We start from the raw sequence: 12,344 nt of genomic DNA, 5'->3' as shown, positions 1-12,344 counted from the left end.
GGACCCGCGCGTCGTGACGTCGGCGCTAACGATCGTCCTTCGGGCGGCGCCACCAGGGCAGCTCCTCGTCGGGGATCTGGTCGGTGACGTCCCAGTTCGTCGGACGGGCCGCCTGGGTGGGAGCGGCGGCGGGGGCCTCGGGTGCGGCCGGTTCGTCGTCGACGTCGTCCCGTCCGGCGACGAACTCCTCGGTGCTCCACGGGAACGCCGGCTGCGCGTCGGTGTGGTCGGGCGTGGACGTCGACGTGGCGGGCCGTTCCGGAGCGGACGCGGGGCGCTGCTGCTCGGCTACGGCGTCGGCACCGGTCACGCGGTCGCGGAGTCCACCGGCGCGGTCGCGGAGTCCACCGGCCCGCTCGCGCACACCGTCGGCGACACCGTGCAGTCGATCGCGCAGGGCACCCATCGCGGCACGCCCCGACGAGCGGGGCTCGCTCGGGCCCTCGTCGGCCAGGCGCTCCGAAGCGACGGCGTCGGTCTTGGCCCAGGCCGGCAGTTCCACGTCGTGGTCCGGGTCGCGCGGGGGCGTCCGAGGCGTTGCGATGGGCGCAGGCGCGACCGGTTCGTCGGCGATCGGTTCCGTCGGGCTGGCCACAGCGGCGCGCGAGCTGGCAGCGGTCGACCCGTCGTGCGACTCCTCGACCACGAACCGGTGCACGTCGGTCGTCCGTCCCGCGCCGGCCTGGTCGAGCGCGGCGAGCAGGGATCCCGTCCCGACATCGGCTCCGTTCCGGTCCGCGTCGTCGTCGTCCGCCTCGGTCCAGCGCTCCCGCGTCCAGCCCCGGTCCGGCAGTCGGACGAGGTCGCTGCCCGCGGCGAGGGCGATGACCGCCGGCAGGCCGATCTCGAGCGCGGCGAACCCACCCACCACCAGGGCGTGCGGGCCGACGTCGGCCAGTCGTCCGGGGCCGAACGAACCCGACGACACCCAGGCGATCAACCCGGTCAGGGCGCCGGCGACGATGCCCGTCGCGACACCGGCGAGCGCTCGGTGGAGTGCGGAGTCGGCGTTCCCCAGCGCACGGACGAGTCGCGGGCGCATCGAGCCGCCGATCGCGAAGCCGGCGATCACCGGTACCAGGATCCAGACCAGGCCGAAGGTGTGGCCCGAGGTCGGCAGTGCGCCGAACACCGGCAGTCCGGGGATCGGTCCGAGGGTCGTGGCGATCGGGGACACGCTCGAACCGGTGCCGATGGCGAACCCGGGGCCGATCAGCCACGACGTCGCCCACCCGACGAAGTCCGGCAGGAACGCGAGCTGCCCGACGGTGAGGGCGATGCCACCGATCACGCCGGCGTGGGACTGCTCGTACAGGGTGATGACCTCGGCGAACGAGGTGAAGAGCAGGAACGCGACGACGACCCCGGCGAACGCGACGACGACTCCGGTGGCGGCGGTCCCGGCACGGAGACCGAACCCGGCGATCGCACGCCAGAGCGCGGGCACGCGGTCGAGCAGGTCGAGCACACGCTGGGTGGCGGGGTCCGCCGGCAGGTCGCGCCGTCGTCGGCAGACCTCCGAGCTGATGAGCGCCGGGATCCCGAACCACAGTGCGGGCAGGACCACCGCCTGCCAGATCGTCGGCTGCGTGGCGGCGGAGGTCGACGACAGCGCGACGCCCAGGCCGAGCGCCGCGACGACCGCCGTCCCGACCAGCAGGCCGGTGGTGCGGTGCTCGGTCTCCGCGAAGCGTCGACCGGCACGGGCGCCGAGCCAGGCGGTCACGACCGCGAAGCCGAGCGCCGCGAGCGTCACGTGGATGGGGTCGGCGGCACCGCTGACCCCGGAGCTCTTCGCCAGCGCGGACCCGAGCAGGAACGAGACGTCGACGCCGTGGCCGACGAGCCAGACGCTGCCGGTGGCCTTCCAGAACACGTCCCAGTCGATCTGCAGGCCGTACTCGAAGCCCCACAGCAGCGTGAGCGGGACCAGTGCGATCCCGATGCCGACGCCGACCGTCACGACCGCCTCGATCGCGGCGAGCAGAGCGGTTCCCAGGCGGTTCATCGCAGCGAGGATACGTGAGCCGACCCCCGAACGACGGGAGGCTCGGCGCGGAACCCGCACCGAGCCTCCCGGCTTCGTCCCGACCATCTGCCGGGCGATGGTCGCTAGCGGGCGGCGACGACCTCGCGCAGCAGCGCAGCGGTCTCGGACGGCGTCTTGCCGACCTTCACGCCGGCAGCCTCGAGCGCCTGCTTCTTCGCCTCGGCGGTGCCGGCGGAACCGGACACGATCGCTCCGGCGTGGCCCATCGTCTTGCCCTCGGGGGCGGTGAAGCCCGCGACGTACCCGACGACCGGCTTCGTGACGTGCGCCTTGATGAACTCGGCTGCGCGCTCCTCGGCGTCGCCACCGATCTCACCGATCATCACGATGGCCTCGGTCTCGGGGTCGGCCTCGAACGCGGCGAGCGCGTCGATGTGCGTCGTCCCGATGACCGGGTCGCCGCCGATGCCGATGGCGGTCGAGAAGCCCAGGTCCCGCAGCTCGTACATCATCTGGTAGGTCAGGGTGCCCGACTTCGAGACGAGGCCGATCGGGCCCTTGCCGGTGATCGTCGCCGGGGTGATGCCGACGAGCGACTCCCCCGGGGTGATGATGCCGGGGCAGTTCGGGCCGATGATGCGGGTCGTCCCGCCGAGCGCCTTGGCGTGTGCCCAGAACTCGGCGGCGTCCTGCACCGGGATGCCCTCGGTGATGACGACGACGAGCGGGATCGCGGCATCGATGGCCTCGAGCACGGCGTCCTTGGCGAAGGCCGGCGGCACGAAGACGATGGAGACGTCGGCACCGGTGGTGTCGATGGCCTCGCGCACGGTGCCGAAGACGGGCAGCGACACGTCACCGTGGGTGACGGTGGTGCCGGCCTTGCGGGCGTTGACGCCACCGACGACCTGGGTGCCGGCCTTGAGCATGAGGGCGGTGTGCTTGGTGCCCTCGCCGCCGGTGATGCCCTGGACGATGACCTTGGAGTCCTTGTTGAGGAAGATCGACATGGTCAGTCCCTTCAGGCCGCGGCAGCGGCGAGTTCGGCGGCCTGCTCGGCCGCGTCGTCCATGGTCGCGGCGACGGTGACGAGCGGGTGCGCTGCCTCCGCCAGGATCCGTCGGCCCTCTTCCACGTTGTTGCCGTCGAGGCGCACGACGAGCGGCTTGGTGGCCGCGTCGCCGAGGATCCCGAGGGCGGCGACGATGCCGTTCGCGACGGCGTCGCAGGCGGTGATGCCGCCGAAGACGTTCACGAAGACGCTCTTCACCTGCGGGTCGCCGAGGATGACGTCGAGGCCGTTGGCCATGACCTCGGCCGAGGCGCCGCCGCCGATGTCGAGGAAGTTCGCTGGCTTCACGCCGCCGTGGCGCTCACCGGCGTAGGCGACGACGTCGAGCGTCGACATGACGAGGCCAGCACCGTTGCCGATGACGCCGACCTGGCCGTCGAGCTTGACGTAGTTCAGGCCGTGGGCCTTCGCCTTGGCCTCGAGCGGGTCCTCGCTGGCGGAGTCCTCGAGGTCCTTGTGCGCGGGGTGGCGGAAGTCGGCGTTCTCGTCGAGCGAGACCTTGCCGTCGAGCGCCAGGATCTGGCCGTCGCCGGTGCGGACGAGGGGGTTCACCTCGACGAGCGTGGCGTCCTCGCCCTTGTAGACGTCGTAGAGCTTCGAGAAGACGTCGGCCACCTGGTCGACGAGCTCCGCCGGGAACCCGGCCTGCTCGGCGATCGCGCGACCGGCGGCCGCGTCGATCCCGGTGAGCGGGTCGACCTCGACGCGGGCGAGCGCCTCGGGCTTCTCGACTGCGAGCTGCTCGATCTCCATGCCGCCCTCGACGCTGGTGAGCGAGAGGTAGGAGCGGTTGGCCCGGTCGAGCAGCACGGAGAAGTAGAACTCCTCGGCGATGTCCGCGCCCTGGGCGATCATGACGCGCTGCACGGTGTGGCCCTTGATGTCGAGGCCGAGGATCGCCTGGGCGTGCTCGAACGCCTCGTCGGGGGTCTTCGCGACCTTGACGCCGCCAGCCTTGCCGCGCCCGCCGACCTTCACCTGGGCCTTCACGACCACGACGCCACCGATCTTCTCGGCCGCCGCTCTCGCCTCTTCCGGGGTGTCGGCGATGATCCCCTGGAGGACGGGGACGCCGTAGGACTCGAAGAGGTCCCTGGCCTGATACTCGAAAAGATCCACGCTGTTCTTCTTCCCGCACGGTTCGTGCGATCGGCATCGGTTTCCCGGTCGCGCACTCCACATCGAGGGTCGCTCGATGTCGAGACAACGGCCGCCACGCAGCCTAGCGCGGCGACATGGACGTCGAGACAACGGGCGGCGCGGGACGCAGGGGAAGGCGCGGTCGCTCGACCACCCGTCGGCGACCGCGCTCCACTCCCCCGAGCACCGGCAGTGTGCACGGCCACCGTGACGGGGAGGTGTCCCGCAGGTGAACTCGCGCACCCTGGACGCCGCTCTCACCGACCCGGCGTACACCGGAAGGCCCGAACCACCGGATGGCCCGAACGAAGGAGCGCGCATGACCGCGGAACGGAACCAGCAGGCACAGGAACGACTCGGCGAGATCCTGGAGGCGCGGGCCTTCGACCGCTTCCCCGAGGTGTGGGCCGAGGACGTCGTGGACCACGACCCCGCGCCCGACCAGCAGCCCGGCCTCGCGGGGATCGTCGACTTCTGGACCGAGTTCACCACCGCGTTCCCGGACCTCACGCTCGAGCCCGACCCGCTCGTCGTCACGGACGACTACATCACCGCGGTGTTCACGATCCGCGGCACCCACACCGGTCCGTTCCAGGGCCACGCGCCGACGGGTCGCACCTTCGAGGTCCGCGGCATCCAGGTCTCGAAGTTCCGTGACGGCAAGATCGCCGAACGCTGGGGCGCGACCGACGAGAAGGGTCTGGCGGAGCAGCTCGCGCTCGGCTCCGGCGACGTCCACTTCGTCAGCGCCTGAACACCATCCGACACCCGGCACCATCCACACCCAGGAGGACACCATGAGCGATCCCGGCATCAGCCCCGTCGACGACTTCGAGGCCCAGCAGCGCCGCGACGACGACATCGACCGCGAGCACGTCGGCCCGTACGAGGTGGACGAGTCCGAGGAGTCCCTCGAGACCGTGACGAACGACGCGGTCGCCGGCGAAACCGTCGAGCCGCAGCCCGGTGACGGTACCGACGACGGCCCGACCGGCGGCTCCCCGCGCGAGGGGTCGCCCGACCTGTGGGAGCACGACGCCGACGAGGACCGCCCGGACCTGGGGGGCGACCTCGGCACCAAGCCGCTCTGATCCGCACCGCCCGACCAGCGTCCCCCAGCGATCCGCGGAACACGGCCCGTAGCATCGGGCCGTGTTCCGTCGTCTCCGAGCCAGCGTCCGCAGCATGCCGTCGGCCGCCCGGCTGGTGGCGATCGCGGCGATGCTGCTCGTCGCGGCCTCCGCACACCTCGCCGCGCAGTCCGAGCCGGCAGGACGATGGGCCCCGCTCCTCGCGGTCGCGGTGGTCGGAGCCGTCGTCACCGGAGCACCGAGCCGCCTCTGGCCGCTCCCCGCGATCTGGCTCGTCGCCACCCTGCTCGCCCTGACCGGCGACGTCCGGGTGGACGGCACGTACCTGGTGGCCGCCCTCGTGACCGGCGCGGCCGCACTCGTCGCGGCGATCGCCGCTGATCTCGTCCCCGTCCTGCGGGCGCGACGCCGACGGGGTGCGTCGTGACCACCCCACGGCCTGGAGGCCCGGTGCCGGGCCCGCCACGTCCCTCCAGTCACGGCCGTCACCCCGCTGGCGCGGTGCGCCGGAACCGGCTGGTGGGGCCCACCTCCCGTCCGTCGTCCGGTCGCGTCCACGACCGCAGCCTGCGCCGGTTCCTCGGTGACAGCACACCCGTGGCCGCGGGCGGCCGCGCCATCCTGCTGCAGATCGCCGACCCGATCGTCGCGGCAGGGGTCCGCCGGCACTCGGACTTCGCCCGTCGACCCCAGCAGCGGCTGTCCCACACCCTGATGTTCGTGTACGCCGTCGTCTCCGGTACGGAGCAGGACGCCGCGATCGCCGCGGGTTTCGTGAACCGGGCCCACGCGCCCGTGACCGGCGCGGACGAGGTCGACCGGCAGCTGTGGGTGGCCGCGACTCTGTTCGACTCGGCTCGTCGGGCGCACGACCTGTTCGGTGTGCCCGTCACGGCGGAACGCGCGGAGGACGTCCTCGCCGCGTACGCCCCGATCGCGACGACGCTGCGAGTGCCCGCCGAGCGCTGGCCGACCTCGGTGGCCGCCTTCGACGAGTACTGGGCCGACGCCCTCGACCGGCTCGAGGTCACCGACGACGCCCGCGGCGTGGTGCGGGACCTGCTCCACCCGCGCTTCGCGCCGTTCTGGGTGCGTGCCGCGATGCCGCTCGTCCGGATCGTCACGGTCGGGATGCTGCCGGAACGGTTGCGGACCGCTTACGGGTTCGCGTGGGGGCCGCGCGAGCAACGTCGGTTCCAGCGGACGGTCGCCGTGGTCACCGGGGTGCGGTCGGTCCTGCCCGGGACCCTGCTGCGGCTGCCGGGTCCGCTGCTGCTGCGGGCGATGCGCCGGACGGCCGGGCGACACGCCACGGTACGGTAGCGGGCATGTCGGTCGACCACTTCGCCATCACGGTCCCGCGCTCCTGGTTCGAGCTGCCCGTCGAGCCGGAGCGCCGCGACGACCGGATCAGCGCCCTCGTGCAGGAGCGCATCGAGGACCAGCGCGAGCTCTGGGACCACCGCACCGAGATCGTCCGGGCCCTCCGTCGGTTCGCCCGGTCGGCATGGGACAGCGGTGCGCGGTACTGCGCGGCCTTCGCCGAGCCGAGCGAGGACGGCATCGTCTCCGGCGCCCTGACCGTCACGGTCCTGCCCGCTCCCGAGGCCGGCGGCGACCCGCTCGCCGCCCTGACCGACCACGTCGCCGCGCTCGGCGGTGACGACGACGGCATGCACGTCGACGTGCACGAGGTCCCGCGCGTCGGTCGGGTGCCGCGCGTCTGGGGCGTCTCGACCGTGCAGGCGCCGGACGGCCGCGGCTCGTTCGACGTCGTGCTCATGCAGACGTTCGTGCCGGCGGGTGACCAGGTCGCGCTGGTGAGCGTGTCCTCGCCCGCGACCGACCTGGCCGAGCCGCTGTACGAACTGTTCGAGACCGTGACCGACACGTTCGAGCTCATCGACTCGGCCACGGTCGGTGGCGGGGTCGACTGATGCGGATCTGGCCGTTCCGGAAGCGTCGGAAGCCCGTCGAACCCGTCGTCGAGCGGGTCACCGTCGACGACCTCGCGCGGATGGCGCAGCGCGGCGAACTCGCCCGCGCGGTCGTCACGCCGCCGCCGGCTCCCCGCGCCAGCGCCGACCGGGTGCGGGCGACCGTCGCGCAGCTGCCCGGGCGTCCCCTGGGCTCCGCCGGTGGCACGGCTCGCCGCGACGCGGCTCCGGCCCGGCAGACCGCGGCGGCCGTCCTGGTGCTCGACGACCACCAGCGGGTCACCGTGTCCGGTGGCGGGCTCATCGGCCGTGACCCGGCGAGCGCCCACCCGGACGGCGGCTACGCGCACATGATCGCCCTCGAGGACCCGGACAAGCTGCTCAGCCGCACGCACCTGGAGTTCGGCTTCGGTGCCGAGGGGTCGCTCTGGGTGCTCGACACGGCGTCGGCGAACGGGGTCGAGCTGCAGCGGCCGGGGTTCCCGGCGACGATGGTGCCGCCGGCGCAGCGCACCGTGGTGCAGCCGGGCGACGTGGTCGTGTTCGGCGGCCACACCCTGCGCGCCGAGCCGCAGACCGCGCTGGTCGGCGAAGCCCCACTCGGCTGAGGCCGAGCGGCGCGGCGGCTCGACGGCTCGACGACTCGACCCCGCGCCGCCGCGCCGTCCCCGTCAGTCGGCGGGCACCTGCACCAGCCGCAACGCCTGGTCGGCGTCGTTGAGCAGCGCCCGACCCGGCACGCGGTCCTGCGTCACCAGGCTCTTCGACAGCTTCGTGCCGATCAGGTCGCCGTCGACGGTGCTGAGCGGCGCGAGCAGCATTCCGCGACGGGCCTTCTTCGCGTCGACCTGCCATCCACGGAACCCGCTCGCGACGCCCTCGACGTCGCCGGCGATGACGAGCCCGACCGATCGGCCCCGGTCGGAGTCCATGATCGCCCGGAACACCGGTTCGGCCGGGGTCTCCTTGAGCGCCTCGGCGTCGTCGACGAGCACGAGCGTGAAGCCGTCCGAGCCGGTGTCGATCGCGGCGGAGAGGCCCTCGGCCCCGATCCCGCCGTCGGTGACCACGGTCACGCGCGGTGCGCCCTCGAGTGCCCGGAGCGGGGAGTCCCGCGGCGTGACCGCGACGACCGACCCACCTGCGGACAGGACGTGCCGGGCCATCGCGACGAGCGCGGTGCTCTTGCCGGAGCGCGGGCTGCCGGCGACGATGAACACCGGGGTGTCCTGCACGAAGTCGTGGGTGAAGAGCCGGAGCTCGTCGCCGCCGACGCCGAGCGCGACCCGGCCGACCGAGGCGTCCGCCGAGGGCAGGTACCGCACGGCCTCCTCGAACGTGATGGACCGCGGCAGCACGTCGATCCGGAACGGCTTCGGCACGGTCGCGGGGACGTGGGCGCGGACCTCGTCGCCGATGCCGCGGATCGCCGCCGCCTGGTCGCGTCCGCCGAGGCCGCCGGGCAGCACGGCGACCTGGGTCTCCGTCGCGGTGGCGTTCCGGAAGCCGCGGCCGGGCGGGATCGACTCCGGCAGCTTCTTGCCGTTGATGCCCTCGTAGTTGTAGTCGCCGCGGTCGGCCAGGGCGAGCAGCAGCTTCCGCTCCACCTGGCTCGACATCCGGCCGGAGGTCAGCGTGCGGTCGCCGGAGACGATCAGGTGCACGCCGACGCCGACGCCCTCGCGCAGCAGCGTCTGGACGGCGTCGTGCAGCGCACCGTTCTCGGCGTCCGCCAGGGTCGCCATGAAGCTCTCCCACTGGTCCAGGAACACGACGACGTGCGGCAGCGGGGTGGTGTGCTCGTCGGACCGCTGCTCGGCGATGGACGAGTACCCGCCGCTCGCGAAGGCGGCCTGGCGCTCCTGCACGGTGCGGAGCAGGATGCCGAGCAGCCGCGAGACCCGGTCGGGCTCGTGCCGCTGCACCACGGCACCGCAGTGCGGCAGGGCCCCGAGCGCGAGCAGGGCGCCGTTGCCGCAGTCGATCCCGTACATGTGCACGTCGCCGACGCCGAGGCGCAGGGCCATCGCACCGGCCAGCGTGCGGAGCGTCTGGCTGCGGCCGGAGCGTGGCGACCCGATGACGAACAGGTGGCCGTCGGCGTCGAGGTCGAACACCGCGGGGCGCTGCTGCTGGTCGGCGGGGTGGTCCTCGACGCCCCAGGCCACGGCGAGCGGCGGCAGCGCGGCGGCTCCGGTAGCACCTGCGGCTTCGACGTCGTCGAGCCCGACGACCGCGCCGAGCGGCGGCAGCCAGGGCTTCCGCTGCTCGGGGGTGCCGAGGGCGCGGGTGGCGTCGCCGATCGACGCGACGAGGACGCTCAGGTCGGTGACCTCCACGTCGCTGGCGGCGGCCTCGACGGCTGCCGGGCGGGGGGCTGGTTCGCTGTACGAGGCGAAGGTGAGTTCGCGGACCAGGGCGGGCCGGGCCTCCTGGTCGTCCGTGCCGGGCCGACGCCCGCCCACCCGACCGGACTGGAAGGGCAGCAACGAGGCCGCGCCGAGCCGCACGTACGCGCGACCGGGCGTGGCCTTCGCGATCCGCGCGGCGTCGTTCGCGCCGATGACGTCCTGGCTCTCCGACTGGTCGGTGACGCGCAAGGCGATCCGCAGGTTCGTGTTGGCGCGGATCTCGGGCGACACGACACCGCCGGGGCGCTGCGTGGCGAGCACGAGGTGGATGCCGAGCGACCGACCGCGCTGGGCGATGTTGACCAGGCCCTTGACGAAGTCGGGCAGCTCGCGGGCGAGCGAGGCGAACTCGTCGATGACGATGAGCAGCCGCGGCAGGCTCGGGATCGCGTCGCCCGACGCGGCGCGCTTCGCCTGCAGGTCCTGGTAGTCCTCGAGGTCCTTCGCGCCGACCTCGGCCAGGGCGTGCTCGCGGGTGCGCAGTTCTGCGCCGAGCGACTCGAGCGCCCGCTCCACCTGGTGGGTGTCGAGGTCGGTGACCATGCCGACCGTGTGCGGCAGGTCGACGCAGTCCTTGAACGCCGCACCGCCCTTGTAGTCGACGAGCACGAAGTTCATCTCGTCCGGCCGGTTCGCGACGGCGAGCGACGCGACGATCGTCTGCAGCAACTCGGACTTGCCGGAGCCGGTCGTGCCGGCGACGAGTCCGTGCGGACCGTCGTTCCGCAGGTCGATCGCGAACGGCCCGTCGATCGAGGCGCCGATGACGGCGGTCGTGCTGCGTCCACCGAGCAGCCAGCGGGCCTGCACGGCCTCGGACGTCGGCGGTTCGAGCTGGAGCACGTCGAGCAGCCGCGCCGACGACGGGATGGCGCCGTCCTGCACGTCCGGGCTGGCGTCGACGATCGGCGACAGCGACCGGGCGACCCACTCGAGCCAGTCCTGGTCGACCAGGTCGGGTCGCGCGTCGTCGATCCGCTCGCTGCGCTGCTGCGTGACCCGGATCCGGTCGTCGCGGACGACGACCACGGCGTCGCACTCCTCGGGCAGGAGCCGCTCGTCCAGGTCGAGGCAGATGCTGAACACCCCGACCGACGGCCCCTCCTTCAGCACCTGCACGAGCGACGGCATCGCTCGCAGGCGCCTGGCGCCGTCCATCACGACGACGATCTCGTCGGCCGGCGGGGTCTTCTTGCCGATGCCGGCTTCCTTGCGGGCGTCGATGATCGCCGCGAGTTCGGCGATGGCCCGCGCGGTCGTCGCGGCGTTCGAGGCGATGCTCGTCATCGGCTGGTCAGCGCCGTCGCGGCGGACGTGCGGCAACCAGGACATCCACTCCCACAGCGCGGTCCGGGTGGTGTCGGTGAGCAGCGTGAAGGTGACGTCCTTCGGGCTCTGCAGCGTCGCGAGCTGCGCGACCACCCAGTTCGCCAGCCGTCGGGCGTCGTCGTCCGGACCGGCGATGCCGATCACGCCGCGCTCCGCCAGGCGGATCCGGACCGGCACGTCGGTTGCGTCCCACGCGACGGTCCGCTTGTGCGACAGCTGTTCCGGGTCCTCGATGGTCACCTCGGACCGCTGCGTCGCCGTGCCGACACGGACGAGCAGGTGGTCGGGGTCGGTGCGGCGCCGCTCCCACAGGCGCGGCAGCGGCGTGACCGCCGTCTCGTAGACGGCAGCCGGGTCGGGCGCGCTCGCGATCCAGCGTGCCCGTTCGGACTGGAGGCTCTCGGTCGCGTCCGCCTCGATGCGCGCCTTGGTGTCCTCGTACTCCACGATCCGCTGGCGGTACGTCTTCTTGCCCTGGCGGCGGCCCTGGAGGCCCGTGATGATCATCAGGATCGGCGACAGAAGGGCGATGAGCAGGTAGATCCAGCGACCGGTGGTCGACACGAACATCACGGCCATGCCCATCGGCGCCAGCGCCATCAGGATGGGCAGCGCCCGCGCCGGGGGTTCGGTCGGCGGGGCCGGCAGCTGGTAGCGGGTGTGCTCGTCGGGCGGCAGGATGCGCGGCGGGCGGTTGTACTCGAGCGACATGCCGTCGTCGGCCAGGGACAGGTGCGCCCCACGGTCCGGCGCCCGACCGAAGCCGAGCAGGACCCCGCCGATCGCCAGCTGCGCGGTCTCCGGCCAGTCGGTCTCCTCGGTGACGGCAGTACCGTCGAGCACTGCCCCGGCGAAGCCGTTCGCGGGACGGACCTTCGCGCCGTCGGCCGTGACCGACACGAGCAGGGCGACCTCCGGGACGGTGTCGGCCCCGGTGGCCTCGGCCTCGACCTCGGCGGTGTTGCTCACCGGGATGCGCACCGTGGCGTTCGTCGCCGTGCCGATCGTCACCGTGCCGGTGCCCACCCGCACGATGGTGCCGGCGTGCAGGCCCGAGACGATCCGGATCTCGGCGTCGGTCAGCGGACGGAGCGGCTGCGGCGGCACCTGCTCGAGGCTGCGGGCCACGACCACGCCCTCGCGCACACCGGACTCCGCGACCGTCGCAGCCAGGTCGAGCGGCTGCTCGCCGACGAAGTACGCCGGGGTCCGTCCGGAGGCCACGACGTCCGTCGCGATGAGGCGTTCGGCCTCGGCGACGAGCTCGCCGACCGCGCGGGTGTCGTCCCCGTCGACGTAGACGTTGGCGGTCTGACCACTCTCGCGGTCGACCATCGTGAACGTGAAGGTCATGGCATCCCCCGTAGCATTGAC

General features: G+C 73.0%; 10 protein-coding genes. 6 read left to right on the top strand and 4 right to left on the bottom strand.

What is annotated here, in order from left to right; all coding sequences use genetic code 11:
- Positions 1–25: 25 nt before the first annotated feature.
- The 3 genes from EDF42_RS03490 to sucC all read right to left on the bottom strand — a co-directional run bounded on the left by EDF42_RS03490 (position 26) and on the right by sucC (position 4,181).
- Complete coding sequence (locus EDF42_RS03490; RefSeq protein WP_123671460.1) at positions 26–2,008, bottom strand: DUF6350 family protein; 1,983 nt, start codon at positions 2,006–2,008, stop codon at positions 26–28.
- Between the two features lie 104 nt (positions 2,009–2,112).
- Entirely contained in the window at positions 2,113–3,000 is an 888-nt protein-coding gene (sucD, locus tag EDF42_RS03485) for a succinate--CoA ligase subunit alpha (RefSeq protein WP_123340958.1), read from the bottom strand.
- 11 nt (positions 3,001–3,011) lie between these two features.
- Positions 3,012–4,181, bottom strand: coding sequence for an ADP-forming succinate--CoA ligase subunit beta (sucC, locus tag EDF42_RS03480; RefSeq protein ID WP_123671459.1), 1,170 nt, complete (start codon positions 4,179–4,181; stop codon positions 3,012–3,014).
- Between the two features lie 340 nt (positions 4,182–4,521).
- Between sucC and EDF42_RS03475 the strand changes: the two genes are divergently transcribed.
- The 6 genes from EDF42_RS03475 to EDF42_RS03450 all read left to right on the top strand — a co-directional run bounded on the left by EDF42_RS03475 (position 4,522) and on the right by EDF42_RS03450 (position 7,838).
- Entirely contained in the window at positions 4,522–4,956 is a 435-nt protein-coding gene (locus EDF42_RS03475; protein WP_123340960.1) for an ester cyclase, read from the top strand.
- A 43-nt stretch (positions 4,957–4,999) separates the two neighbouring features.
- Positions 5,000–5,293 (top strand): hypothetical protein, encoded by a 294-nt coding sequence (locus EDF42_RS03470; protein ID WP_123340961.1) that lies wholly within the window; start codon positions 5,000–5,002, stop codon positions 5,291–5,293.
- Between the two features lie 61 nt (positions 5,294–5,354).
- Positions 5,355–5,720 carry a hypothetical protein gene (locus tag EDF42_RS03465; RefSeq protein WP_123671458.1) on the top strand — a complete coding sequence of 122 codons (366 nt, stop codon included), beginning with the start codon at positions 5,355–5,357 and terminating at the stop codon, positions 5,718–5,720.
- 92 nt (positions 5,721–5,812) lie between these two features.
- On the top strand, positions 5,813–6,616 hold the full coding sequence (locus tag EDF42_RS03460; protein ID WP_185040743.1) for an oxygenase MpaB family protein: 804 nt from the start codon (positions 5,813–5,815) through the stop codon (positions 6,614–6,616).
- 5 nt (positions 6,617–6,621) lie between these two features.
- Complete coding sequence (locus EDF42_RS03455; protein WP_111085350.1) at positions 6,622–7,230, top strand: hypothetical protein; 609 nt, start codon at positions 6,622–6,624, stop codon at positions 7,228–7,230.
- Entirely contained in the window at positions 7,230–7,838 is a 609-nt protein-coding gene (locus tag EDF42_RS03450; protein WP_123293218.1) for an FHA domain-containing protein, read from the top strand. The genes EDF42_RS03455 and EDF42_RS03450 overlap by 1 nt, the downstream gene beginning before the upstream one ends.
- Before the next feature lie 63 nt (positions 7,839–7,901).
- On the opposite strand, the gene EDF42_RS03445 is transcribed toward EDF42_RS03450, so the two are convergent.
- Entirely contained in the window at positions 7,902–12,323 is a 4,422-nt protein-coding gene (locus EDF42_RS03445; RefSeq protein WP_123671456.1) for an FtsK/SpoIIIE domain-containing protein, read from the bottom strand.
- Positions 12,324–12,344 lie beyond the last annotated feature (21 nt).

The organism is Curtobacterium sp. PhB172 (assembly GCF_003752545.1).
Taxonomy (GTDB): Bacteria; Actinomycetota; Actinomycetes; order Actinomycetales; family Microbacteriaceae; genus Curtobacterium.
This window is presented reverse-complemented; position numbering and strand designations above follow the sequence as displayed.

Coding starts and splice junctions, on each gene's coding strand:
- EDF42_RS03490 (WP_123671460.1), bottom strand. CDS start 2,008: ATGAACCGCCTGGGAACCGCTCTGCTCGCCGCGATCGAGGCGGTCGTG.
- sucD (WP_123340958.1), bottom strand. CDS start 3,000: ATGTCGATCTTCCTCAACAAGGACTCCAAGGTCATCGTCCAGGGCATC.
- EDF42_RS03475 (WP_123340960.1), top strand. CDS start 4,522: ATGACCGCGGAACGGAACCAGCAGGCACAGGAACGACTCGGCGAGATC.
- EDF42_RS03470 (WP_123340961.1), top strand. CDS start 5,000: ATGAGCGATCCCGGCATCAGCCCCGTCGACGACTTCGAGGCCCAGCAG.
- EDF42_RS03455 (WP_111085350.1), top strand. CDS start 6,622: ATGTCGGTCGACCACTTCGCCATCACGGTCCCGCGCTCCTGGTTCGAG.
- EDF42_RS03450 (WP_123293218.1), top strand. CDS start 7,230: ATGCGGATCTGGCCGTTCCGGAAGCGTCGGAAGCCCGTCGAACCCGTC.
- EDF42_RS03445 (WP_123671456.1), bottom strand. CDS start 12,323: ATGACCTTCACGTTCACGATGGTCGACCGCGAGAGTGGTCAGACCGCC.